Origin of the sequence: Wolbachia endosymbiont of Aedes aegypti (assembly GCF_021496215.1) — a bacterium.
GTDB lineage: Bacteria > Pseudomonadota > Alphaproteobacteria > Rickettsiales > Anaplasmataceae > Wolbachia > Wolbachia pipientis.
In genome coordinates this window covers 709489-734416 of the sequence record NZ_CP090902.1, presented here as the reverse complement: position 1 = coordinate 734416, position 24928 = coordinate 709489, and the positions used below count along the sequence as shown (strand labels likewise).

Annotated in this window: 23 protein-coding genes, 1 tRNA gene and 1 pseudogene; 9 read left to right on the top strand and 16 right to left on the bottom strand. The window is 35.6% G+C overall.

Annotation, left to right across the window (positions count from 1 at the left end):
- Positions 1-26: 26 nt before the first annotated feature.
- The gene (gene lspA, locus L0Z58_RS03765; protein WP_010962818.1) at positions 27-503 is read right to left on the bottom strand and encodes a signal peptidase II; all 477 of its coding nucleotides are present in this window, start codon (positions 501-503) and stop codon (positions 27-29) included.
- Entirely contained in the window at positions 500-1432 is a 933-nt protein-coding gene (ribF, locus tag L0Z58_RS03760) for a riboflavin biosynthesis protein RibF (RefSeq protein WP_010082493.1), read from the bottom strand. The genes lspA and ribF overlap by 4 nt, the downstream gene beginning before the upstream one ends.
- A 68-nt stretch (positions 1433-1500) precedes the next feature.
- On the opposite strand from ribF, the gene grxC reads away from it, so the two are divergent.
- From grxC to L0Z58_RS03730, 6 genes are all read left to right on the top strand, one after another.
- Complete coding sequence (gene grxC / locus L0Z58_RS03755; protein WP_010962817.1) at positions 1501-1839, top strand: glutaredoxin 3; 339 nt, start codon at positions 1501-1503, stop codon at positions 1837-1839.
- 115 nt (positions 1840-1954) lie between these two features.
- Entirely contained in the window at positions 1955-2827 is an 873-nt protein-coding gene (locus tag L0Z58_RS03750) for a hypothetical protein (protein ID WP_010962816.1), read from the top strand.
- Positions 2828-3775: 948 nt separating this feature from the next.
- Positions 3776-4375: a peroxiredoxin gene (locus L0Z58_RS03745; protein WP_010962815.1), complete on the top strand. Its 600-nt coding sequence runs from the start codon at positions 3776-3778 to the stop codon at positions 4373-4375.
- Positions 4362-5309, top strand: a complete 948-nt coding sequence (trxB, locus tag L0Z58_RS03740) for a thioredoxin-disulfide reductase (RefSeq protein ID WP_010962814.1) — start codon at positions 4362-4364, stop codon at positions 5307-5309. The genes L0Z58_RS03745 and trxB overlap by 14 nt, the downstream gene beginning before the upstream one ends.
- A gap of 85 nt (positions 5310-5394) precedes the next feature.
- Positions 5395-6696 (top strand): ankyrin repeat domain-containing protein, encoded by a 1302-nt coding sequence (locus tag L0Z58_RS03735; RefSeq protein WP_010962813.1) that lies wholly within the window; start codon positions 5395-5397, stop codon positions 6694-6696.
- Positions 6697-6711: 15 nt separating this feature from the next.
- Positions 6712-7029 (top strand): hypothetical protein, encoded by a 318-nt coding sequence (locus L0Z58_RS03730; protein ID WP_010962812.1) that lies wholly within the window; start codon positions 6712-6714, stop codon positions 7027-7029.
- Here L0Z58_RS03730 and L0Z58_RS03725 read toward each other — a convergent pair.
- From L0Z58_RS03725 to L0Z58_RS03715, 3 genes are read right to left on the bottom strand one after another with little or no spacing between them, the layout of a single operon-like run.
- Positions 7026-7955, bottom strand: a complete 930-nt coding sequence (locus L0Z58_RS03725; RefSeq protein WP_010962811.1) for a tyrosine recombinase XerC — start codon at positions 7953-7955, stop codon at positions 7026-7028. The two genes, L0Z58_RS03730 and L0Z58_RS03725, sit on opposite strands and share 4 nt — an antisense overlap.
- Positions 7956-7957: 2 nt before the next feature.
- Positions 7958-9337 (bottom strand): dihydrolipoyl dehydrogenase, encoded by a 1380-nt coding sequence (gene lpdA, locus L0Z58_RS03720; protein WP_010082459.1) that lies wholly within the window; start codon positions 9335-9337, stop codon positions 7958-7960.
- Positions 9330-10439: an outer membrane protein assembly factor BamB family protein gene (locus tag L0Z58_RS03715; protein WP_038228167.1), complete on the bottom strand. Its 1110-nt coding sequence runs from the start codon at positions 10437-10439 to the stop codon at positions 9330-9332. The genes lpdA and L0Z58_RS03715 overlap by 8 nt, the downstream gene beginning before the upstream one ends.
- Positions 10440-10798: 359 nt before the next feature.
- On the opposite strand from L0Z58_RS03715, the pseudogene L0Z58_RS07055 reads away from it, so the two are divergent.
- A pseudogene (locus L0Z58_RS07055) lies at positions 10799-11725 on the top strand (IS5 family transposase).
- A gap of 106 nt (positions 11726-11831) precedes the next feature.
- Here the strand turns inward: L0Z58_RS07055 and L0Z58_RS03700 are convergent.
- The 8 genes from L0Z58_RS03700 to L0Z58_RS03665 form a co-directional block, all read right to left on the bottom strand.
- Positions 11832-11918 (bottom strand) — tRNA-Ser (locus L0Z58_RS03700).
- Between the two features lie 31 nt (positions 11919-11949).
- Positions 11950-12756: a DUF2163 domain-containing protein gene (locus L0Z58_RS03695; RefSeq protein ID WP_010962809.1), complete on the bottom strand. Its 807-nt coding sequence runs from the start codon at positions 12754-12756 to the stop codon at positions 11950-11952.
- Positions 12757-12856: 100 nt separating this feature from the next.
- Positions 12857-13036: a hypothetical protein gene (locus tag L0Z58_RS03690; RefSeq protein WP_155975174.1), complete on the bottom strand. Its 180-nt coding sequence runs from the start codon at positions 13034-13036 to the stop codon at positions 12857-12859.
- A 156-nt stretch (positions 13037-13192) separates the two neighbouring features.
- Positions 13193-15172, bottom strand: coding sequence for a WD0745 family porin (locus L0Z58_RS03685; protein WP_010962806.1), 1980 nt, complete (start codon positions 15170-15172; stop codon positions 13193-13195).
- A 207-nt stretch (positions 15173-15379) separates the two neighbouring features.
- The gene (locus L0Z58_RS03680; protein ID WP_010962805.1) at positions 15380-16201 is read right to left on the bottom strand and encodes a 3'-5' exonuclease; all 822 of its coding nucleotides are present in this window, start codon (positions 16199-16201) and stop codon (positions 15380-15382) included.
- Entirely contained in the window at positions 16194-17078 is an 885-nt protein-coding gene (gene era / locus L0Z58_RS03675; RefSeq protein WP_010962804.1) for a GTPase Era, read from the bottom strand. Before era ends, L0Z58_RS03680 begins: the two co-directional genes overlap by 8 nt.
- 250 nt (positions 17079-17328) lie before the next feature.
- Positions 17329-18351, bottom strand: a complete 1023-nt coding sequence (gene cydB / locus L0Z58_RS03670) for a cytochrome d ubiquinol oxidase subunit II (RefSeq protein ID WP_010962802.1) — start codon at positions 18349-18351, stop codon at positions 17329-17331.
- Positions 18344-19750: a cytochrome ubiquinol oxidase subunit I gene (locus L0Z58_RS03665; protein WP_010962801.1), complete on the bottom strand. Its 1407-nt coding sequence runs from the start codon at positions 19748-19750 to the stop codon at positions 18344-18346. The genes cydB and L0Z58_RS03665 overlap by 8 nt, the downstream gene beginning before the upstream one ends.
- A 1003-nt stretch (positions 19751-20753) precedes the next feature.
- Here L0Z58_RS03665 and L0Z58_RS03660 point away from each other — a divergent pair.
- Positions 20754-21374: a superoxide dismutase gene (locus tag L0Z58_RS03660; protein ID WP_010082437.1), complete on the top strand. Its 621-nt coding sequence runs from the start codon at positions 20754-20756 to the stop codon at positions 21372-21374.
- On the top strand, positions 21371-22642 hold the full coding sequence (locus L0Z58_RS03655) for a M16 family metallopeptidase (RefSeq protein ID WP_010962800.1): 1272 nt from the start codon (positions 21371-21373) through the stop codon (positions 22640-22642). Before L0Z58_RS03660 ends, L0Z58_RS03655 begins: the two co-directional genes overlap by 4 nt.
- A gap of 6 nt (positions 22643-22648) precedes the next feature.
- On the opposite strand, the gene L0Z58_RS03650 is transcribed toward L0Z58_RS03655, so the two are convergent.
- The 3 genes from L0Z58_RS03650 to nuoE all read right to left on the bottom strand — a co-directional run bounded on the left by L0Z58_RS03650 (position 22649) and on the right by nuoE (position 24873).
- Entirely contained in the window at positions 22649-22966 is a 318-nt protein-coding gene (locus L0Z58_RS03650) for a WD_0736 family protein (protein ID WP_010082444.1), read from the bottom strand.
- 191 nt (positions 22967-23157) lie between these two features.
- Positions 23158-24372 carry a tRNA guanosine(34) transglycosylase Tgt gene (tgt, locus tag L0Z58_RS03645; protein ID WP_010082445.1) on the bottom strand — a complete coding sequence of 405 codons (1215 nt, stop codon included), beginning with the start codon at positions 24370-24372 and terminating at the stop codon, positions 23158-23160.
- Positions 24373-24873 (bottom strand): NADH-quinone oxidoreductase subunit NuoE, encoded by a 501-nt coding sequence (gene nuoE / locus L0Z58_RS03640; protein ID WP_010962799.1) that lies wholly within the window; start codon positions 24871-24873, stop codon positions 24373-24375.
- Positions 24874-24928: the final 55 nt, after the last annotated feature.

Genomic DNA, 24928 nt, shown 5'->3' with positions numbered 1-24928 from the left:
TTCGACCTAATATAAAAACAATTATTTTATTCCTCATTTTGTTTAGAAATAAGCATATCGTATATATACCACTTATATAACAATGTAAACATTCCACAAACTATAGATAAATCTGCTAAATTAAAGGCTGGCCAATACCAATCATCAATATGAAAATATATGAAATCATATACAGCTCCCCAATAGATCCTATCAACTACGTTTCCGATTGCTCCACCAATCATCAGAGAAAAACCAAGGTAAGTTGACTGATCGTCAGACTTGTATATCAAATATGCAAGTATACCAATTATTAGTATTGAAAATGCTGAAAAAAAGAAACCGCCATGTGGTAAAGCGCTACACATTCCAAAACTAATACCTGAATTCCAAACTTCAACTAGTTTTATAAAACTAGCGATCTTAATTGATTCTCCTTCATCAATCAATGAGTTTATGTACAATTTGCTCGTTTGGTCAATCAATACTATAATTAATATAACAACTAAGCATAACTTTTTCATAAATTTGCCTTTAACCTATAAACTTTAAGTATATCATAATTTATCTGTTTTGTTAACTCCTCAATACTATGGAATTTTTTTTCTGACCTTATGAATTTTAAAAGTTGTATATTGACTTTATGACTATATACGTCTTCATCAAAATCGAATATGTGCATTTCTATTATAGGCTTTTTCAGATCCTTAAAAGTAGGTCTCATACCAATATTGACTACTCCATATAACCAATTTGGATTACTATCAGGAAAAGTCACTCTAGCGTAATATGTGCCAAACTTAGGTTTTATCATGCAATCTTCTATAGGAATATTTATGGTTGGAAATCCTATTTCTCTACCTCTACATGCACCTTTTGTCACAACACCAGAAACTTGATAAGGCCTGCCGAGCAATTTATTAGCAATTTCTATTTCGCCCCTTTGTACATACTCCCTTATTGAAGAAGAAGAGCAAATTTTGCCGTCAATTGTTAATGGCTCTAATTTAGTCAAAGAGTATCCATATATTTCAGAATATTTCTCTAGAGTTAATATATTACCCAATCGTTTATGACCAAAAGTGCAATTTTCTCCGACAATTATGTGTTTAGCGCCATATTTATCTATTAAAATCTCACTGATAAAGTCATCGCAGCTAACCTCAGAAAAACCTCTATTAAAATTAATAATATATAAGTAATCTATACCATAGCTGCTGATTAGTTCCTTTTTTTGTTCTTGGTCTATTAACCTAAAATTGTTTCTACCAAATAAAACAGTTGATGGGTGAGGCTCAAAAGTTAAAACTGCAGAGGGTAATCCTCTTTCTTGTGCTACCTTCTTTAGAGTAGAAATTGCAAACTCGTGTCCTAAATGAATGCCATCGAAATTTCCGAAGGTTAGTGCTATATTATTTTCTATTCCTTGCTCACAATTATAAATAATTTTCATACAATTTGATGTTTTTACATGTTTCTTATATATAATAACTATATTTTAGTAAGCTACGGAGATAAATTGTGAAAAATGTTGTGATATATGTAAAGAAGGGCTGTCCATACTGCATAAGGGGAAAGGATTTACTAGATAAAAAAGGTGTGAAGTATGAAGAAATTGATGTGCTCAAAAACTCAGATCTATTTAACGACATAAAATCAAAGTATAACGTTAGAACAGTTCCACAGATTTTTATCAACGATAAGCACATTGGGGGGTGTGACAAATTGATGGATCTTGAAAAAGAAGGAAAGTTGGATGATATGCTAAATAATAATGACAATCACACTGATGTCACAACCTACACAAACAGCAATGATGAATGTGGAGAGTGTGTTATACCACATGATGATTTTATGTAACTTTTTATCTTGTTTTGTCGTGTAATACGTAAATGAAAACTAGTATGCTCACTTTAAACAATTCTTAATGAATTAAAAATACAATTCATTCAGTGAGTTTTTTTAGTGGGAAAAAATGACAAAAAATATTTCAATTATTAGCAGAAACTTAATTAGTATCGAATTAGTTAACAAACAAGATTTAGAGAATTTTGTCAAGATTTTCACAGTGCTTGATAAACATATAGCAGCTAAAACACTTTTTACAGAAGAAGTGAGAATAGAGTATAAACAACACAACGGCATAGAAGTTGTTGAATTGCTAAAAGATACAGACTTTACATATCATGAGGTTGAAAATGTATTGAACCACCTGAGTAAACATGGAATGAAGGTGCCCAGCAGTGTTATAGCACACACCCTTTTTGCTGCATACAATCATGCACTTGAATTTAAGGATGTAGCATTTTCCTTTTCTGAAGGCTCTCCACAATTTAACATCAGAGTGAGTAAGAACACCTTCATAATAACTCCTATGAGTGAAGAGAATTTAGAATTGAATTCACAAAATAGCAGAACGCTTATAGAGTCACTAAAGAGCGAAAAAAGTATTTATGATTGTATAGTAGAAGAAAATACCATTAAAGTTATAGTGCATTCTGAAATGCATCAAGCTATAAATTTGATTATAAAATCACTGATAAAGTCTCGCCTTTTAGCAAAAGAGGAAGAAGGAAAATTCAAAGAGAAATTGAGACAACTTGCTTTTAAGGATCAAGCTTTTGTTGAGTATTCTAGCATCAGAACCATCAATAGGTATCCACATAATCATCCTCTGAGGAAGCATGAAAGTGTTACTAAGGATATAGAAAATATTTTATGTGATTTCATAACAAATGAGAACAGCGAGTTTGCTATAGAGCGACTAAATAGGCTGAGCTCAGCAGTTTCTCCGGATACTCCAAGAATCATCACTAAAACTATAGATAAACTTGTTAAGTTTCACTAAGGTATACGAGAGCCAATAGACTTCTTATATTACCTTCTGTCATCCAAGTAGCTTGGCTACTTGGTTCTTTTTTTGGGTTCCAGCTATGTACATAGCTGTATGAACATTGTAGCCGTTATTCAAGTAGCCCGCAGAAGCGAAAAACTTACTTGACAAACTCCGCCAACTCCCTTATCATAAAACTGAAGCTATTTATTTATCTTCTCTGTACAGATTAAATGACAAAAAAACTCACGTATCTGGCGTCTCATGTTTAATTTTTTGCACTATGTGCACCTTATGTCTTTATAAAACTTCTAGGTTTTTACCTAATATAAGCTAAAATGCGCTTATAAAGCATTTAAAACATAAAAAAACGCCAACTTAAAAAATGGATAGTGAATAACTAGCTACCCTAGGGTTTCTTTTGCCTTTTTTTCTGTTTAGTAAATTTCTTAATGTTTATAATTTAGATTAGTTGCGGCTTAAAAGCAACTGAATCGCGGTTATTAAACGTTTAGAATAAAAAAACGCCATACTTGAAAGTATAATGTAAGTAATTAGCCAACCACGGGGCTTCTTTTGCCTTTTTTTTCGTTTGGCAAATTTTTTAACATTTATAGCTAAACGACAACCGTCATCCCGCTACTTGTTAGGGGGATCTAGAGATACCGCGAATGAATCGCGGTATGACGGTTCGTGGCGGTATGACGGTTCGCGGTGCCATGACGATAAGCTCGTCATCCCGCTACTTGTGAGCGGCTGAGATACCGTGGCGGTATGACGGTTCGCGGTGGCATGACGTAGAATTTTATACTCACCAACTCAGTATTCCAACCTGGATTGTATCTTATCGGTAAAAAAGAAGAGCTATTTTAGGAAGTTTTTATAGGACTAAAACCAAAGAAAACTTGCATATAAGTTTATCAAGATGTAAAATTAAAGTTATTTAAAAAGAATAGGTTAATTATGAATCTTGTAACAAAATCTGCTATCGATTTTACTGCTTCATCTGTTCTCTCTGACGGAGAAATTGTTGATGATTTCTGTCTGAGTAAGCGCATAAAAAATAAGTATGCTGTCCTTTTTTTCTATCCACTTGATTTTACTTTTGTTTGCCCAACTGAATTGATATCGCTCAATAATAGAATAAATGAGTTTGCAAAGCGTGGTGTTAAAGTGATAGGAATAAGTGTAGATTCAAAATTTTCACATTATAAATGGCGAAACACTCCAGTTAATGATGGTGGTATTGGAGAGATTAGCTACACTTTAGTGTCTGATATCAAAAAGTCTATATCAAGAGACTATGGGGTCTTATATGATGACTCAATTGCGCTGAGAGCAACTTTCGTTATTGATGATAAATTTATTGTACGTCATCAATCGATAAATGATTTCTCTTTAGGGCGTAATATCGATGAATTCGTTAGAATCGTTGATGCAATTCAACATAATGAGGAGCATGGTGAAGTATGTCCAGCAGGGTGGAAGAAAGGTAAGCCAGCAATGCAGGCAAGCGATGAAGGAGTAGCTGATTATCTAAACTCATACAGTGAAGAATTATAAATTTAGTACAAAAGTTCTTATTATTGGATCTGGGGCAGCGGGTTATGCTGCCGCTATATATGCAGCACGTGCAAACTTAGAGCCAATTGTAGTAACGGGAATGCAGCCTGGTGGTCAGCTTACAATTACTACAGATGTTGAAAACTATCCTGGTTTTGTTTCAATACAGGGTCCAGAACTAATGGAGCAAATGAGGTTTCATGCAGAAAAGGTTGGAGCAAAAATAATAGATGATGAGATAAAAAGCGTTGAACAACTTGAGGACTTTAATGAGTATAGATTTAGATCTTCTGGTAATATCAATGACTACTATTCAGATGCAATTATCATTGCATCTGGTGCGCAAGCGAAGTGGCTTGGTTTAGAAAGTGAAAAGAAATTTCAGGGTTATGGGGTTTCAGCTTGTGCGACTTGCGATGGTGCATTTTTTAGGAATAAAGTTGTAGCTGTGATTGGTGGTGGAAACACTGCTGTTGAAGAAGCAATATTTTTAACTCGATTTGCCAAAGAAGTGATATTAATACACAGGCGTGATAAATTAAGAGCGGAAAAAGTAATGCAAGATAGGCTCTTTAAAAATGATAAAATAAAAGTAATGTGGAACCATACCGTAGAGCAGATTCTTGGAGAAGAAAATCCAAAAAGGGTTGCTGGTATTGCGATTAAATCAGCAGAGATCGATAAAACCCAAGAATTAAAAGTGGATGGAGTGTTCATTGCAATCGGGCATGCACCAAATACGGGTATTTTTAAAGGCTTTGTTGAAATGGATGAGCAGGGTTACATCATTACAAAACCTGGAACAACTTTAACTAGTAGGGCAGGAGTGTTTGCTGCAGGTGATGTTCAAGATAAGGTATATCGTCAGGCAGTAGTTGCAGCAGGAACAGGATGCATGGCTGCGCTTGATGCAGAAAAGTTTTTAGAGTCGTAGTTAATTCTAGGATTTTGAATAAATCGCTTGCAATTTTCCTTTTCTTTTTCATAATTATATTAGTAAATTATTAGGTAGGTTTAATATGCTTTATGGAGGGGATGGGATAAATACTAATGGTTATAGATATAATCAGACAACTTCAAGACAGCTCGATGAACCAACACAAAAGTTATTTAAGGCTATTGATAACGAAAACCCGGAAGCTTTTAAACAAGCTCTGAAAGAAGGTGCGGATGTTAATGCGTTTGATAAGGAGGGCATGACACCTTTGATGTCTATTGTCAATGTCTGCGCTGTCAGCGGTGATGGACAGGCTACGTTAGAGAAAATGGCTAAATTGCTTATACAAAACAGAAGTATCAATATTAATGCTCAGAGTAAGCAATCTGTGTCTACAACACGGACGAGATATGATCCTAGTACACAAAGTGAAATATCAGAATTTATAACAACATCTAATATGCGCAAAGACACAGCTTTACATATTGCTTGTCAAGTTGGGGCTAAAGATGTGGTAAAAATATTGCTCACGCACCCAGATATAAAAACTGATATCAAAAATTATGAATATAAAAGCCCTGAAGATTGTATTGCAAGAGGATTTGAGCGCGTAATAAAATTAGAATTTAAAAAAGCACAAAAAGCAAACGAGTTGTTAGGTGCTCTTTCTAGCAGAAACATTTACCAAGCGAAAAGACCATTAAATCAAGAGTTTAACCCTAATTGCTGGAAAAGAAGCCGAAATGAAGAAATAGAAACGCCGCTTAGCTTAATTATTCAATCATGTTTACAAGGAATAACATCAGATAACAAAGAAGTATTGACAAAACTTTTAAAACATAAAGAGCTAGATTTTAGTCAAATAAAGCCAATACAAGCTATAGAGCAAAATTCGTGGGTGAAGCAAATAATTGAACAAGCCATTACAGAGCGATTAACCGCTACTATTAATAAAAAAGATTTAGATGATGTAAAAAAATTAGTAGAAGATAATTGCTTCATGAGTCATGCAATTGTTACTGCTGCATTGAGGGGTGTTAATAATCCAATCGAATCTATTACAAATTATCTAAATGAAAAATTTCCTGCAAATACATTACAACCTTTGGCAAGTACGAATGATATACCGGTAGGTTCTGAGCAAGTTATACAAGAACTTAAAGGTGAACTTGAAAGAACGAAAGCTCAACTCATAGAAAAAGAACGAGAGCTGGATAGGGTCGTACGCGAAAGAACGAGAGGCATTAACAAAATTTCACAGTTAGAAGAAGATTTAAGGCAGGAAAAATCGGCTCAAAAAACAAAAATCAATGATCTAAATAGTGAAGTAACTCGACTTAATAGAATTGTGTATGGAAGAGCAAGCGACACTGTCGAAATTTAACGATTAAAAAGAGATTTGAAACAAGTAAGGGAAGAAAGAGATAGGCTTTCATCAGAAAATAGACTGCTCCGTAGTAATAAAAACGAAAAATCCTCGCAAGCAATTTCTTCTGGTAGAAAACTGAGCAACTACGCTTCTGCATGTTTTATATTGCTTGGAGTATATACTGTTGTTGCATGTTTAGTAATAGAAGATTATCCAGGGATAATAAGTGCTTTCTTTACAGCAGTTGCACTGGCTTTTTTTTTATTAGGATGTTGTAGTTTATATAAAGCAAACACAATACTTAGTGATGTTGAAAGCACTCAGCTTGGTGGTTTAGAACGAAGTTAAAGTTTTGATTTCTTCTCCAGGCCCTGCTGAAAATTTTTGTACATGTTAAAAACATCTTGATAATTGAGGTGAGTGTAAATTTGAGTAGTTTCCAGGCTTGAGTGACCAAGCAGTTGTTGTATTGATCTTATGTCAATATCTTCCTGAAGCAAATGAGTAGCAAAACTATGGCGAAATGCATGTGGAGATAAAATTTCTGGTAAATTTAACATTCTCCTTATTTTTTGCAAACGATTGGCCACATAAGTTCTTCCCAATTTTTTTCCTCTTACTCCCAAAAAAAGATATTGTGTTTCATTATTAGTGCCAAGATAAGGACAGGCTTTTACATATTCTTGTATACACTTTTTTACTACCGGAAGAATGAATACCTGCCTTTGTTTATCTCCCTTACCTGTTACTATTAAACTTTCATTGTTAATATCACTAACCCTAAGGTTCAACGCTTCGCTGATTCTTAAGCCTGTACTATATAGCAGGACGATAATCGCAATTTCTCTTTTTACCACCCAAGATTCGCCCAGATCGGATAGTTTCATTTCTTTCAATAAAGTTTTTATATCAGGTATTGATAATGCTTTGGGCAAAGTTCTTCTCTGAATTGGCCTTGATAAGGAAAATACAGCTTCATTGTCTATATTGTGGTTATTTTTTATGTACTTGAAGAAATTTCTGATTACTGAGAGTGCTCGAGTGTTGGATCTTGCGTTTACACCTCTTGCGTAACGAGAGGTAAGCCAACTTCTTAACTCAGGTACGCTCAATTTTTCCAAAGTGCCGACATTTACTTCTCCACCAATGTGAGTATTTAGGAAACTTATAAGATCCTTCAAGTCCCTCATGTATGACTCTAAAGTGTTTGGTGAATAAGATCTGTTGCGCCTCAGCCACTCATACCATTTTTCAATGATTGAACCGAGGTCCACAATTATTTTTTAAAGAAAGCATCGATGCACGCATCTCGAAAGGCTTCATTTATATCAGGATGAGAGTGACAAATTCTGTATATATCCTCTGCTGCTGCGCTATATGCCATTGCAACTGCTGCTTCGTTGATTAGCGTATCAGCGTATGCTCCTATGATATGCACACCTAGTATTGTATCTGCTCTGCTACAAGTCAGCACTTTCACGAATCCTTCAGCATCATCAGTGATTTTTGCTCTGCCGTTTGCAGCAAATTGACATTTACCAACTTTGTACTTACGGCCAGCATTTTTGAGTTCCTCTTCGGTTTTACCAATCGAAGAAACCGCAGGGTGAGTGTAAATGACAGATGGTATGATTCCATAATCAACGTGAGGTGACTGTCCTGCTATTATCTCTGCAACTGCCACTCCTTCTTCCTCTGCTTTATGAGCAAGCATTGCTCCACCGATCACATCACCAATAGCAAATATTCCTTTCACATTAGTTTCATATCTGTTGTTAACTTGAACGAAACCGCGATTATCTTTTTCTATTTTTTCATCAATACCAAGATTCTCAGTGCATGGTTTGCGTCCTGCTGCCACCAATACCTTATCCGCCTCTATAGTGTTTGTTTGATTATCTTTTACAGAGCAAACTTTCACACTCAAAGAATTACTACTTTGTTTTATCTCCTCAACTTTAGTGCTAAGTAAAAATTTTATTCCTTGTTTTTGTAGACTAGAAAGTAGAGACTTACTTAATTCTCCATCCATTGCTGCAGCGATTCTGTCAAAAAATTCTACTACAGTGACTTCAGACCCTAGCCTCCTCCATACAGAAGACATTTCAAGCCCTATTGCCCCGGCTCCGATTACGACAAGTTTTTTTGGTACTTCAGTTAAAGATAATGCACCAGTTGATGAAATAATACTTTTCTCATCGATATTAATTCCTGGCAAAGAAATAACGTCAGAACCGGTTGCAATTACTATATTTTTTGTCTTCAGCACCTTACCTTCAACTGAAACTTCAAGATTACCTTGGTCAAAAGAAGCAAGCCCATTGATTTTAGTGATTTTGTGAAGGTTAAACAGATATTCTATACCTTTTCCAAGTTCCTGAACTCTGGCGTCCTTATAGCCTAGCATTTCTTTTAAATCGAAACTTGCATCCTTAATTTTTATGCCAAGCTTCGACAGATCATTTTTCGTGTGAGCATACTGATAGGAAGAATGAAGTAGTGCTTTGGAAGGTATGCATCCAACTCGCAAGCATGTACCACCAAAAATGCTATTTTTATCTATGCAGGCAACTTTCAATCCAAGTTTTGCAGCAGCGATAGCACACTTATAGCCTCCTGGGCCACCACCTATAACAATTAAATCATAATCAGTCATAAAAAACAAACCTATTTTCTAAAGAATAAACACCTTTTCCCTCAGTTGTTACATATATCTTATTGCGAGTAAACACTGGAGTGTGAAACACATTACCAGGTACTTTGACTACCTTTCCTGCACTTTCAGATCCCGGAAAAGCAAACATTGAACCTTTATTGCTTGTCACCCACAGTGTATGGGCATGCATAATTGGAGCAAACAATTGCGTATTTTCTATTAAATCAGATGCCCAGACTGTTTCTCCATTTTTTATATCCAGGCCAATTATTTTATCGTCTTTAGTAACTATAAAAATTCTTCCGCCTTCTTTTTGTTTCTCTGCAGGAATAAGAGGACTATAATATGACTCAATGTCTGATACACTTTTTACTTGCAGTGACTTTGACCATAAAATATTTCCTGATTTCACGTCAATGCTATAAATATAAGAATTATTTGTAGCTATTAAAGTATCGCCAAGCACTCTCGGTGTAGTAGTTACATCTGTGAGCTGTGTATCCAAAAGGTTTGTAGCCAATTTTTGGCTCCACAATTTTTTACCGTCTTCATTAAAAGCTATTAACTCACCATTTGAAAATGGTGCTATTATTTTATCATTAGAAATTGCTGGCGATATGGAATACAAACCTCGAACCTCATTGATGCCGTTTTGATAAGTCCAAACGAAGCTGCCATCTTTTATATCAAACACGTACAGATAATTATCAATAGTCAATACTACCAATTTATTGTTTATTACTGCTGCTTTCCCTCTTACTGGAGCTCTCAATTCTTTTTCCCACTGAATCTCGCCGGTTTTTGCATCTATTGTGTGTAGAACGTTATCCACTATAAAGAAAACGTTTCCTCTGTGACGCAATAGGCTCATGTTACTAATTTTTTTTCTGTGTGAGAGGTGTAATTTCCAATTCATAGCCTTTGAGTTATCAATATCAAAGGAATATAAAGCGCCGTGCTTGTCTGATAAAATAACGCTATCTTCTGTAAGCACTGGAGCTACATATCCTTGAGATAGTTTTTTATCCACTAGACTTATTCTCTCGCTTGCCATTGTGTAACTGCTACACAATAACATTATCATGACAATTATTACTTTCATTATTTATTGAAAACAAGATTCATTAATATACATCTTAAGAACCTTAATTACAACGGAAATGTTCTTGCTGCATGTTAAAAACGTTGATTTATGAACGAAATATTATATTATTATGTGAGATAATGTATACCCTTAGAGGTAGTACACCTCATCCACTATGCGGCAACGTGCATAGCTGTACGAACATTGAGATATAAAAGTAATTTATACCAAGAAGAAAGATGTCATCCAAATAGCCTCTTTTCCTGTCACCCCAGTGCTTGACACTGGGATGGCTCTGTTGCATCGCAACTGAAAAAATCTGGTGGCTACTGACAAAATTCATTATAAAATAGCCATTTAACCGCTTAAGGAAAAATATGCCACAAAAAATGAAAGTTAGTAACTGCCATGAATATAACAAATTTCTAGAAAAAAGAGGAAATATTTTTCGTTACATCGATAAAGCTATCGAAAATTGGTATGAAAATAGTCCAAAAATGCAGGGCGGCAACTATATTTATAGTGATAAAGTTGTGATTTTAGTGCATATAATCGTTAATCTTTTTAGAATTGGCTTAAGACAAACAGTCGGGTTTATAAAAGGATATTTGCAACAAATAGGAAGAGATTTAGCAGTTATCAGCTATTCGCAAGCTTCAAAAAAAACTTAATATTAAGATCAATGATTGCAGAATTGATAAAAATAATATGGAAGATATCGAAATTGCCATAGATAGCACAAGCATCAGCATTTATAACAACACACAGCAAGGAAAATAGCGCTGACAGAAAATATCGTGGTTATGAACAGACAAGAAAATTGCATGTAATGTTGAATATAAACAGCAAAAAAGCCATAGCTGCAAAATACAGTAACGGTCTGATCACTATGGAGCTTGCGATTTACTTAAAGGAGTTAATTTTCAGCATGCCATAAAAGCACTATATGCAGACAGAGCATATGACAGACATAAACTCTATAAATTGTGTGATGAATGCGGCATAAAGACAAAAATTCCTCCAAAAAAACAATGCAGCAGAGCATCCAAAGTATGGCAGAGAGAAATGCTGCAATTAGACTAATAAAGTCATACAGCGAAGATGGAATGAAGAGGTGGAAAAGGCAAACAAACTACGGAAAAAGATCTTATGTAGAAAGTTTTTTCTCGCGACTGAAACAAACATTCGGGTTTAATTTTCGGAACAAATCTGAAATTAATCGTGGGAAGGAACTGCTACTCAAGTGTTATTTGCTTAATCAATTTACTGACATTGGTATGGCTAAATTTGAAATGGCTACATGAATTTATCGTAAATTACCACCGCATAGTTGTAACATTGTACCATATTACAATGTTCGTACAGTTGTGTGCGCGACCGGGGGTTTTATACTATTCTAGAAGTAACATACGGAAAAGGGGGGATTCGAACCCCCGACATATTTTCATATGTGCACGCTTTCCAAGCGTGTGCTTTAGACCACTCAGCCACCTTTCCATGCTTATTCATAATATTGAAAATTGTACTGCTAAACAATATAAAAACCTGGTATATAGGGTTCACCACGAAAATTCACAGTATTGTTAAACTTGCTTCTGCAAGTTGGAAATGTTTTATCGCAACCTGCGAGTATTGAATATTTATCTCCAGCAAAAATTTGGTATGGAGGCGAAGTAAACAACGTAACTACTTTATTTTTATATTCTTTTACTACACCTTCAAACGCTATTGAGCCAAAGAATTTTACTACTCCGTGCTTATAATATTCATCACTCTCAGTTAAATTCGTGTCTTCAAATCTTCTTTCGTCTATTACTTTAGTGATTGTACTTATTTTACTAAATTTTTTAGTATCGGCTTTACATTTATCATCGCAAAATTGTGCTCTGCATGCAGGAGAGTATAATTCTGCTATGCTTCTCTCAAGCTTTGCTGAAAGCCCTCTAATTTCAACAATAAATCTTCCACTACTTAATGTCACTTTACCAAAAATTCCTGAATGTAGATTCATTGTTCCCTGGGTCAAGTCTTTATAATTCACAAGAAATATTTCAATATTTGCAAAGTCGTACTTTCCTGATAAAACATCTTCTTCTTTAATATCAGCACTATTTAATATCCCTTCAATTTCTAGATTATCAGTTTTCAAATCGCTGTTTAATATTATACTACTGGCTGTAAATCCACTTGAAGATTTATAGAGTATATTATCAATATTTAAATCTTCATCATAGTCAGTGAATCCCATTACTTCTCCACCTGCGAGCTTTAATTTCCAGCACGTAGCGGTGGTAAGTAATTCTCCAGCTAAATGATTTTTTAGTGTGGTTTGCATAGGGGCCTCCTGCTTAATTGATTAAATTTGAAAGTAGCTATACGGCCAGTAGAATAAGGGCAGTGTGTTCTTTTCTCATCATCTAAGTAGCCATAAAGCGTCATTCCGGTGACCATAGGGTGTCATTCCAGTGCTTGACACTGGAATCCAGGAAATTTTGCTTGTAAGTAAGCAAACTGATTTGGTGAGCATAAAAAGTGGCTGATCTTATGCTGAATAAACGCTTTTGATGAAGTTGCATGGAAAGCTGGATCCCAGTGTCTGGGCACTGGGATGACATCCTTCTTGGTGGAGTGTCCTCAAATCACAATGTTCGTACAGTTGTGTGTCACGCACTGGGATGACAGGAGAGAGGACACCATATGTTTATTTGATCGACAAATAAACACTAACAGACAAGAATACACCACAGTTAACTGTGGTGTGTACTGGCTGGTTAGAAAGAAAACTTCACACCAGTAAGAAGGAGAATTCCTTGGTTAGAAGGTACATCAGCATCAGACTCATCTTTCAGCTTACCTGTTTCGTTAGTCATAAAATAATGGAGAGCTGCGTAAGGAACAAATTTGCTCTTACTGCATGCAGGAGACAGATCATATTGAACGCCAAGTGCACCATCATGAAGCATATCTTTGTCATTCATTCTGCTGCCAAAATACGTCAAACTTGTGTAGATATTCTCATGTTGATACCCAGCTCCTACAGTCCAATACATGGTATCTATACTATCTTTACCAAATTGAGCTTTCAGCCCTTCCACTCTTTTGCCATCAGTAGCATCTTTACTATCAATTTCCGTGTAGGTATCACCAATTAATTTTTTAATACCCTTCGGTTGACCAGATTTGCCCAAGTATGCAAAAGAGGCAGCAAACTTTACGCCTTGATCTTCATTAATCTTATAATCAGCGCTTACACCAAAATTAACACCCATCAGGTCATTATACTCCACAAATTCCTTATAAAGATGCTTATCTTTACTTGGTTGCTTTGGAAAGCCATATTCACCAACTGCAGAAGTTTTAACTTTTATGTTATGTTTATCAAAGTCATATTCATATGATGCACCAGCACTTACTATGTGCTCATAGTCTGGGCCGACATGCTTTATCGTTTCCTTATGTTCTATCTTACCGCCTTTATCTTCTGAAACTGTTTCTTTTACAGTAAACAAACCACTATCATAACGAGGTGAGTAGCTGATACCAAATCTTGCGCCCATATAATTTGGTGAGTAGTAAGCAACTCTAAATGGCAGTGTAGTCATAACGCCTTTGTTATATTTCCCTGCCATGCGGAAAGAGAATTTTTCACTTTCACTCGAAAAACTTTCAGTGTAAAGACGTGGTGTTACATAAAATGGAAAGCTAGCAGCGCTTCCTTCTAAGTTCACTTTTCTGAACCAGTCACTATCTGCAGCTCCGTCAACAGTCGCAATTCTTGTTGCATCAAGCCTCATCAGAGCCTCAGGACCAAATTGGTAACCAAGCTTCACGTCACCATATTTTGAGTTAACAAACACATGCGCACTTCTGCCTTTTGCAGCATAAACACCCTGTGAAGCTCCCTTACCTTCGGTCACTGGAACATGAAACTGCACGTCAGCACCATAAAGAAGACCTAAATCTTCATTCTTATTTTCTGCTCTGAGGTGCAATATTGCATCAGCAATCATACCCATATCGTTGCTGTAATCACCAATATTTCCTATTCCTTCATAGAATATTGGATTTGCTCCTCTTGTTATATCTGGAGTGGCATTATAATACTCTGTAGATCTGTTTGGCATAACGTTATAACGTTTATAATCTGCGCCACTTGGTCCAGCTTTGCCATAACCTTGAGCATCAACAACACCACCAAAAGTTATTCTTAAATTACTTTGCCCTTGATTGGTATCGATAATATCAACTCCACCAACTGAAACAACAGGACTTGCCTTACCTTTTTCCTCTGTATTTTTGTTAACAACTTTTATATCCTTCTTTACATCTTTAGCTTCAACTTTAGCATTCTTAGTTTTAGAACGCTTAGTTTTTGAAACTTTACCTTTTTCTATATTAGAATTCTTAGCGTTTAGAGCTTTCGCTTTTGAATCCTCTATAAGCTTTGCTTTTTTCTCATTTGCTAGCCTGATCTCCTCTTTTTTCTTCTGCTCGGCTGCTAATCTTAGCTCCTCTTTTTTCTTAAGCTCTTCAGCTTTTTTTCTTGGATCAGCATTACATATTCTGTCCATCTTTTCTTTCAGTTTTTTATTTGATGTTTTCATAACTTCCACTTTTCCAGAAGTTTTTGTGCTCTCTTGCTTTTTTATTTCCTTCATACTCTCATCAGGAAAGTCAGCTGCAAAACTGCTGAAAGAACATAAAGTTAATAAAGAAACTAGAGCAGTTCTAGTATACATAGACTTTTTCATGAAGTGCCCCCAAAAAATTTCGAAATCATATCTTAAATGTAAATAGTATAAAAATGTTGAAAATTCAACTTAAAGCAACCTTATAACGAAAATAAAAGTAAAATGCAATACCTTAAAAGCAACTTTCTTAATATGCTCAACGTGTATATTAACCAAAATTTAGTACAGAGGTTCGCTTGTTAGTGCATTATAACTCGACTATTTATTCTATGGAAGTAAAATTTTTCCACCACAAGTTATTTGCCATTCTTCTTTAAATTTCTTTAGGTATTCTTTTTTTTCGCACTCTAAAAGTAGCTCTTCCACACTTTTGTTGTAGCTTTCAGTAGTAATCCTTCCCTGATGATGCATGAACCTTAAGTAAATCAAATAAGTGTTAATTACATCTGTTTCACAATAATCTCGAATCTCTTGTATCTTGCCGCTATTGTATAAGTCCATAACTTGTGACCCATCAACTCCAATCTTACCAGGAAGATTAAATGCTGCACAAACTTCGTTCATTTTTACTCTCGCAGAAGCTCCAAAATCAGAGAGGGATTCAAGCAAATCACAATGCCAATCACTGCTATATCTCTGATTGTAACTATTCCACTTATCGCCAGCTTTATGAAAATATTCTGCTTGAATGCCATGGACCATAGCACGATACTTCAGCACTGGTATATCAAAAGTGCGTCCGTTGAACGAAACTAATCTTGGCTTTTTCTCTGATATGTAGTGAAAAAATCCTTTCACTAGCTCCTTTTCACTGGAATTTAGTGTGCCTCCAGATCTTATTTCTTGCAGTGTGAACACCTCATAACCACTCTGGTAGCTTATATTGCAAAGTAAAAAACTAATAACTACAACAAGGTGAAAAGGCTGACGCAGAAAAGAGTTTTGCCCGTTTGTTATTTCAAGATGATATTTTGTTAATGCATCCCTCTTCTCTTCTACACTACTATCATCACTAATATTGAGTAAATTTTTGCAGGAATTTACATCTGGTATAGTTTCAATATCAAATACCAATAAAGAATTAAGCATTGCCTATATACTCCTCCGGACGGTCGATCCAAGGTCGCACTTTCACAAATAAAAAGAGGTGTACCTTGCACTCAAATAATTTTTCTAGTTCAGCACGCGCTTCGATATTAATTTTTTTAATATTACTGCCATCTTTTCCTAGTACTATTTTTTTATGACTATCTTTCAACACAAATATGATCTGTTTGATGACTAAACTCTTATCTTTTTTTTCCTCAAATTGTTCAGTTATAACAGCTGTAGAGTATGGCAATTCTTCACGCAAGTTCAAGAATAATTTTTCTCTCGTAATTTCTGCTGATAAAAAATTTGTCGAGGAATCGGTTATTTGATCTTCTTCATAAAACCAGGGGCTCACCGATGCAACTTCAGACAAGTAATTCATCAAATCAGAAAGTCCATCATTCTTTAATGCTGATATCATAAAAACCTTTTCAAATTTATAAAGCAAATTCAGATGCTCATGCGCCATCTTTAATTCAGGCCTTTTTACCAAATCAGTTTTATTGATAACCAAAATGCATCTGCCTTTTGTGCGCTGCAGCCGCATAAATATAGTCTTAATTCTTTCTATATTTTTCAAATAATTGCTTACATCAACAAGCGACAAAGTGATGTCACTATCCTTAACTGCCGACCATGCAGATTTGACTAAAGCTTTTTCAAGTTTTGTTTCTGCTGAGAAAATTCCTGGGGAGTCAGTAAAGACAATTTGTGTGTTGTTGCATGTTGCAACACCCCTTATTTGCGTCCTTGTTGTTTGCACTTTAGGGGTGACAATTGCAATTTTCTTGCCTATGATGCTGTTAATTAATGTAGACTTCCCAGCATTTGGTAAGCCAGCTATGGTTACAAATAAGCATTTTTGTTCTTTCACAAAGAAAATTATAAAGAAAACTGAATGCCCGCGTCAAGCTACTTATATGACAAGGAGGATGACAGAACCCTTTTTGGTTAGCATGCAAAAAGGAAAAAAACTTATTCTACAAATTAAAAATACAATATACTCAAAAACTTTTCAGAAAATCCATAGGAGGGTTTGCTAATGAAGGCTCTTGAGTTGACGCCATTGCCTGAACGACTGCTTGATTTAAGGGTAACGTTTTAACCATAAGGTCACTAACTCCTTAATATGTGTGTTCATAATTTGATTTTCCACGAAAGACATAATAGCAATAACCAGTGTAAGTTAAAATGATTGGTAAAAGCGGTATTATAACAATGAGCATTAAAGATAAACTTGGCCCAGAAGCAGCTGCATCCAGAATGGTATATTGAAAAGGTATAATCCATGGGTAGATACTAATTCCTAAACCTAAATATCCCATAAAAAAAATAGCAATACTGAGAAAGAATGGACGGTACTCCCGTTTAGTATTCTGAAGATCAAACCACAGCATGAAAAATAGCCAAGATGTGAGTAATGGAATAGAAAATAAATAATAAAAATTTGGCATGCTAAACCAAAAGTTTTTAATACGTTCATTTAAAAATGGTGTCACTACACTCACTAGTCCCATGAAAATACCTACAAAACCAAGCGTATAAGAAGCAACCTTGCGTGCCCATTCTTGTGTTATATTTTCTGTCTTCATTATGAGCCATGTAGAACCTAAAAGTGCATATCCAAATATCACAGCAATGCCTGTCATTACACTAAAAGCACTTGCCCAATCAAATTGGCCACCAGAAAAGTTGCGTCCGTTTACTTCTACACCATGTATAAATGCACCTAAAATCATGCCTTGGCAAAATGCAGCACCAAGTGACCCAAAATGAAAGGCATAATCCCATAATCGCCTGTATTTTCCTTCTGCCTTAAAACGAAACTCAAAGGATACTCCGCGCACTATAAGGCCAAGCAGCATAATAATGATTGGAATATAAAAAGCAGGCATTAATATTGAATATGCAAGAGGAAAAGCAGCAAACAACCCTCCACCACCCAATACCAACCATGTTTCGTTTCCATCCCAAAATGGTGCAATTGAGCTTATCATGTGATCACGGCATTTATCTGACGGTGCAAAAGGAAGTAAAATACCAATACCTAAATCAAACCCATCCATTAAAATATACAGTAAAACAGCTATGGCAATTAGTAATCCCCAGATTAGGGGTAAATTAATTAAGGAAGAAAAATCAAACATGATTGTTGTCCTTTCCAGATGTACCAGCATCAATCACTGAAGCTCCAATACCGTGTTTATAAAATTGCTCTTCTTCTTTAATGACAGGAATTCCTTTGTATATAAGTTTCAGAATATAGTAACTACCTGCTCCAAATATAAGGGTATACATAACGATAAATGCAATCAAAGACCATGCAACCTGAGGACCGGTAATCGCAGATGAAAATGATTCAATTGTGCGCATAATTCCATATACAGTGTAAGGTTGACGGCCAATTTCAGTAGTAAACCAACCTGCAAGTAACGCTATGAACCCAGACGGCATCATTGATATCCACCATCCATGTAAGAAACAACTTTGGAATAATTTGCCACGAAGATACTGTATAACACTTACTGACCCAATCATGATCATTAAAATTCCAACTCCAACCATTATACGGAAGGACCAGAATACCCATACTACAGGTGGTCTATCTTCTTTTTTCCATTCCTTTAATCCTTTTACTTCTCCTAAAAAATCATGTGTTAAGATCAAGCTGGCAAGATTAGGAATTTTTATCTCGTAGTGATTAATTTCATTTTGCTGATCCGGATAAGCAAATAAAAGTAAGCCAGCCCCTTTTTCGGTTTCCCATATACCTTCCATTGCAGCAATCTTAGCAGGTTGATGCTTTAGTGTATTTAATCCATGCCTATCTCCCATGAACAGCTGAAATGGTGCAGCTAAAGCTACCATAATGGTTGCCATACCAAGCATAATTCTTGCTTGAGGAGCATGTCGTTTTCTCCAAAGATAAAATGCTCCTACACCACCAACCACAAAAGCTGTTGTAAGATAGGCTGCTGTTACCATATGAATAAAGCGATAAGGGAAAGAAGGATTAAAAATAATCTCTAACCAATTGGTTGGATATAGGAGACCATTCTCACCAATCGTGAATCCAGCGGGTGTTTGCATCCAACTGTTGGCCGCAATAATCCAAAAAGCTGAAATAAGCGTTCCCACTGCAACAATACAAGTAGAAGCAAAGTGCATACGAGAACTTACTCTATTCCATCCAAATAGCATAATACTCAAAAAAGATGCCTCCAGAAAAAAGGCTGTTAAAACCTCAAAGGAAAATAGAGGGCCGAGAACATTGGCTATGCGGTCAGAAAAAATCGACCAATTGGTACCAAGTTGATATGACATTACAACTCCAGATACCACTCCCATGCCAAAAGCAACGGCAAAAATCTTGATCCAGAATTTATAAACATCACGGAAACGTGTATCACCAGTCTTAAGCCAACACCATTCCAAAAAGGCTAGAAAACTTGCAAGCCCGATCGTGAAAGCAGGAAATATAATGTGAAAGCCTATTGTGAAGGCAAACTGAATTCGAGCTAGCAGCACAGAACTAAATTCAAACATTTTATCCAATGCCCATGTATTACAAATAATAGCCAAATCTACCTATAATTCAATCCATTTTTTCACAAAATTGACCTTACCCAGAAAAAGTAGAGAGAAAGTTAAGACGTTTTTGTCATGAGAATAAATTGTGCAGGAATACAACTGTTCTCCCTTGTCATACCGTCACGGTATCTCTAGATCCCGCTAACACGTAGCGGAATGACGAATTACTTAACCATCATTACACCGTCATACCGCGATTCATTCGCGGTATCTCTTAGCCGCTAACAAGCAGCGGGATACTTAACCATCATCTACACCGTCATACCGCGATTCATTCGCGGTATCTCAAAGCATAGATCCCGCTAACACGTAGCGGGATGACGGTTGTTGTTTAGCTATAAATATTAAGAAATTTACCAAATGAAAAAAAAGGCAAAAGAAGCCCCGTGGTTATTATCCGCTTTAAAATATTGGCGTTTTTTATGTTTTAAACGCTTGACAAGCGAGATTCAGCCGCTTTTAATTGCAACTAACTTACGCTGCAAATGTTTAAGAAATTTACTAAGCAGAAAAAAAGACAAAGAATCCCCGAGTTAGCTAGTCTTTTACTATCTCTGTCGAGTATTGGCATTTTTTGATGTCTTGTAACGCTTTATAAGCGCGTTCAGCTTATTTAGATAAAAACCTAGATGTAGATGAAGTTTTGTAAAGACATACAGTATCTATATACTGCAAAAAATTGAACATAAGACGCCGATACATTAAGTAATCCTTACCTTTTAATCTGCAGATTGGCGAAAGCAAATACAATAGCCTCACTATCATGATAAGGGCGCTGGCGAAGGGTGTCAAGTAACTTTTGCATTTAATCCATTTCTATGGCTTATATAATAATCGTTATTGTAGTATAATTTAGAATAATGCAATAGATACCTAAATGTTTTAGCTATTAATTATATGTTGCACAAAAGCATATATTGCCCTACCATCCAAGTAGGTTAGAAATAAAGAGGTTTTTATGAGTTTTACTTTACCTGAATTACCATACGATAAAACAGCTTTGGAGCCTTATATATCTGCAAAAACCTTAGATTTTCATTATGATAAGCACCATAAAGGATATTTAAATAAACTCAATGAGCTAGTTGAAAATACGGATTATCAACATGTAAAAATTGAGGAATTAATAACAAAAGTGCATGGTAATAGCGGCAACTTGCCTATATTTAATAATGCAGCACAAGTTTGGAACCATACTTTTTATTGGAATTCAATGAAAAAAAATGGTGGTGGTAAGCCTAAAGATGGTAGTCTTCTAGCAAAAAAAATTCAAGACGATATCGGTGGCTTTGATAAATTTTATGAAGAATTTTCGAGTCATGGAGTAAGCCAGTTTGGCAGTGGATGGGTATGGTTAGTGCTCGAAAAAGGTAGGTTAGGAAAGCTCAAAATCACCAAGACTCCAAATGCAGATTTGCCAATAATTTATGGCCAAGTGCCACTACTCACTATGGATGTGTGGGAGCACGCCTATTATTTAGATTGTCAAAACCGTAGAATTGACTACATAAAAGTTTTCCTTGATCATTTGATTAATTGGGATTTTGCAGAAGAGAACTTAGAAGAATATATGAGATGAATATACCCCGGGTAACAAAATTAGATAATGGTCTGCGCATAATAACTGAGCAGGTGCGTGATATTGATTCCGTAGCTTTAAGCATACGAGTTGGTGTTGGCAGTAGAGCAGAAAGTGCAAAGCAAAATGGAATATCCCATTTTTTAGAACACATGGCTTTCAAAGGGACGAAGACAAGAACTGCCTTTGAAATTGCAAAAGCTTTTGATGACATAGGTGGAGTTTTCAACGCTAGCACCGGTAGGGAAAGCACCACCTATTATGCAAAAGTCCTCAAGAAAGACATAAAAACTGGTATTGATATATTAATAGATATATTGATGAATTCCACGTTTCCAGAAGATGAATTGGAACGTGAGAAGGGTGTTGTAATACAAGAGATTTTTCAAACTAATGATTCACCAAGTGACATTATTTTCGACAAATATTTTGAGGCAGCTTATAAAGACCAACCATTTGGTAGGTCAATCTTAGGCACGCAAAATACTGTAAAATCTTTTACTCGAGGAGATCTAGATAATTACATAAATGAGCATTACTTTGGTGAGAATATGCTATTTGCCGTTGCAGGAAATGTTGAACATGAAGAAGTTGTTGCATTAACCAAAGATTTTCTCTCAAAGATTCATTCTAAAAAGCTGAAAAAAAGCCAAAATGCGAGCTGTACTGGTGGTGAGTATTTAGAACATCGTAAATTAGATCAGGTACACTTGCTAATTGGTCTACCTAGTGTTTCTCGCCATGACGATAAATATCACACGTTTCAAGTGCTTGATTCTATATTAGGGAGCGGAATGTCATCACGTTTATTTCAGGAAGTAAGGGAAAAGCAGGGATTAGCTTACTCTGTTTATTCATTTAATTCCAGCTATACTAATACAGGAATGTTTTCCATTTTTGCTGGTACAGACAGTAGTAACTTAGATAAGCTTTTAAAATCTATAACGACAGAGTTGAAGAAGTTGTCTACAGATGATCTGAAGGAAGAAGAAGTAAATAGAGTGAAAGAGCGAGTAAAATCCCAAATTTTAATGTCACGCGAAAGTGTTAGCTCACGTGCTGAAACATTGGGACACTACTACGGTAACTATAATAGGTACATCAGTAAAAATGAATTAATAGAAAAAATTAGTGCAGTTACCACTGCTAACGTAAAAAAAGCAGCAGAAGAATTGTTATCTCAGCATGAAAAAACCACTCTAGCTGCAATTGGAGAAATTGAATCATTGCCAAGTTACGATAAAGTGGTTTCTATGCTTAAAGCTTAGTGTACTTTAATTATGTTGCTTAAGCTCACTAAAAAGTTCAATGAACGGTTGCAAAATCCTTTCTATAAAAAGTTTGCTTTCTGGTTCGTCGCGTATATTACTTATCAGTTTATTCAAAGTTTTCTCGCTGTTTCGTAAAAATAAATAGCTTTCTACTGCTTGCACACCAGACAAGACAGTCAAAATTCCTCCTATCACTAGACAAGCAGCTATAGCAGGTACGGTACCCACTGCAATTGCAGTTGCGATTAATGATAACCCAGCTAAGAATGTAACGGCTGAAACGCAAAACGCTATTTGATGTTTTTCTTTATTGTTAACCATAAATACCTCACAAAAACTATATTTTTAACATACCAGTGTTGTCATGTATTGTCAAGTTTTTAAAGAAGATTAAAAAATGCAACGCACATGTGCAAAAAACGCTAACTATGGATTAGCCAAGGAAGAAAGAGTAGGAAGAGGAAGGCTTTTTCTGTTTTAGGGAATATAAAATAAGCGTAGAAAAATATGAACTAGGTGTATAATTCACAGTGTAGTGGTGTCTCACTAATCCAATTATTTTTCTCCCGATCTAGCCTATCATCTAATATAGCCTGCCTTATTGATGCCATTAACTTATTCATAAAGAAAATATTATGAATGGTAACGAGCGTGTAAGCCAGGAGCTCTTTAGCTTTCAGTAAATGGTGTATATAAGCTCTTGAATGTTTTCTGCAGGTAAAACATAAACAGTCACTTTCAATTGGGTTGTTGTCCAGCTCAAATCGTTGATTCCGCAAATTAATATGCTCTTTGCACTTTGAAGAAATAGAATTTCTGTTTTTTACTTTAACAAGTGCGCCACCATGCCTTGCTAAGCGGGTTGGATGCACGCAATCAAACGTGTCAATTCCAAGCTCTACTCCGCGAAAGATGTCCACAATTCCACCAATACCAAGCAAATGAGTAGGCCTGTCTTTTTTCAGGTGGTCCATAGTGAAAGAAACTACATCATGCATCTGCTCTTTACTTTGACCAAGTGATCCACCTATTGCTTGACCAAAAAATGGCAAATCGTTGATAAAATCACAACTTTCTCTACGTAAATCTTGATACACTCCGCCTTGACTAATTCCATACAGTGCCTGCTTGCCATTATTGTTTTTTTCAAATTCATTTAAAGAACGTTCAGCCCATCTGTGGCTCATGAGCATTGATTTTGCTGTGTATTCTTTGCTTACGTGAAATGGAGTGCATTCATCTAAAACTAGGATTAAATCTGCACCTAATTTCTGTTGAATTTGTACAGATTTTTCAGGAGTTAAGCAATAAATTTTACCATTAATGTAAGAACGGAAAATTGCCCCATCCTCATTAATTTTGATCAAAGTTTTTTGTTTTTTTCTTATTCCTTTTATCTCTTCCGAAACTGATCCGTGGCCTAAGCTAAATATCTGATATCCACCTGAGTCAGTTAGCATTGGCCCATTCCATCCTATCATCTTGCGCAAACCACCAAGTTTTGCAACAGTATTCTCTCCTGGTTGAAGCATTAGGTGATAGGTGTTGGAAAGTATGATTTGGGTACCAGCTTCACTTATTCTTTCAATATCTGCAGCTTTAATTGCAGCTTTTGTTGCGCAGAATATAAAAGCGGGGGTTTCTACGCTTCCATTTGGAGTTTTAATTGTTCCAACTCTTGCAGAACCTGATTGCTTGATTCTCTTGAATGAAAATTCTTCTTTCATCTATTTGCCTGAAAGTTCTGTTATGATGTTTTCTACTTTCTCAGGAGTAAGATTTTCATAGAAGTCATTATTGATCTGCACAACGGGAGCATTAACGCATGCACCTAGGCATTCAACTTCTTTTAAAGTGAACAAATTATCTTTAGTAGTCTCACCGATATTGATTCCAAGTTTTTTTTTAAAGGTATTTAAAACTTCTTCACTATTGCACAACCAGCAAGGAGTTGTTCTACAAATTTGTATTAGATATTTGCCTACTGGTTTTAAATTATACATGGTGTAAAAATTTGCCACTTCATATACACGAATATGTGGAATATGCAGCATATCAGCAACATAACGCATAGCAGATTCAGAAACCCATCCGCATTGCTCTTGAACCAGATATAGTAAAGGCATAACAGCACTACCTTCTCTACCTTTGGGATACATCTCTATAAACTTTCCCGCTTTCTTGAGGTTTTCTGATGTAAAACTAAACTGCTCTTCTTTTTCTATCATTCATGAGACTCGTGTAAACTTTAACAGATTATACCTGTAGAACCAATGATTGCAA

Bases quoted from the DNA above. Each gene is read 5' to 3' on its own strand.
- L0Z58_RS03695 (WP_010962809.1), bottom strand. From the start codon at position 12,756: ATGCAAACCACACTAAAAAATCATTTAGCTGGAGAATTACTTACCACC.
- L0Z58_RS03735 (WP_010962813.1), top strand. From the start codon at position 5,395: ATGCTTTATGGAGGGGATGGGATAAATACTAATGGTTATAGATATAAT.
- L0Z58_RS03650 (WP_010082444.1), bottom strand. From the start codon at position 22,966: ATGGTTAACAATAAAGAAAAACATCAAATAGCGTTTTGCGTTTCAGCC.
- L0Z58_RS03690 (WP_155975174.1), bottom strand. From the start codon at position 13,036: ATGTCATCCCAGTGCCCAGACACTGGGATCCAGCTTTCCATGCAACTT.
- L0Z58_RS03685 (WP_010962806.1), bottom strand. From the start codon at position 15,172: ATGAAAAAGTCTATGTATACTAGAACTGCTCTAGTTTCTTTATTAACT.
- L0Z58_RS03750 (WP_010962816.1), top strand. From the start codon at position 1,955: ATGACAAAAAATATTTCAATTATTAGCAGAAACTTAATTAGTATCGAA.
- L0Z58_RS03680 (WP_010962805.1), bottom strand. From the start codon at position 16,201: ATGCTTAATTCTTTATTGGTATTTGATATTGAAACTATACCAGATGTA.
- L0Z58_RS03665 (WP_010962801.1), bottom strand. From the start codon at position 19,750: ATGTTTGAATTTAGTTCTGTGCTGCTAGCTCGAATTCAGTTTGCCTTC.
- L0Z58_RS03660 (WP_010082437.1), top strand. From the start codon at position 20,754: ATGAGTTTTACTTTACCTGAATTACCATACGATAAAACAGCTTTGGAG.
- L0Z58_RS03745 (WP_010962815.1), top strand. From the start codon at position 3,776: ATGAATCTTGTAACAAAATCTGCTATCGATTTTACTGCTTCATCTGTT.
- nuoE (WP_010962799.1), bottom strand. From the start codon at position 24,873: ATGATAGAAAAAGAAGAGCAGTTTAGTTTTACATCAGAAAACCTCAAG.
- lspA (WP_010962818.1), bottom strand. From the start codon at position 503: ATGAAAAAGTTATGCTTAGTTGTTATATTAATTATAGTATTGATTGAC.
- ribF (WP_010082493.1), bottom strand. From the start codon at position 1,432: ATGAAAATTATTTATAATTGTGAGCAAGGAATAGAAAATAATATAGCA.
- tgt (WP_010082445.1), bottom strand. From the start codon at position 24,372: ATGAAAGAAGAATTTTCATTCAAGAGAATCAAGCAATCAGGTTCTGCA.
- lpdA (WP_010082459.1), bottom strand. From the start codon at position 9,337: ATGACTGATTATGATTTAATTGTTATAGGTGGTGGCCCAGGAGGCTAT.
- L0Z58_RS03655 (WP_010962800.1), top strand. From the start codon at position 21,371: ATGAATATACCCCGGGTAACAAAATTAGATAATGGTCTGCGCATAATA.
- L0Z58_RS03715 (WP_038228167.1), bottom strand. From the start codon at position 10,439: ATGAAAGTAATAATTGTCATGATAATGTTATTGTGTAGCAGTTACACA.
- cydB (WP_010962802.1), bottom strand. From the start codon at position 18,351: ATGTTTGATTTTTCTTCCTTAATTAATTTACCCCTAATCTGGGGATTA.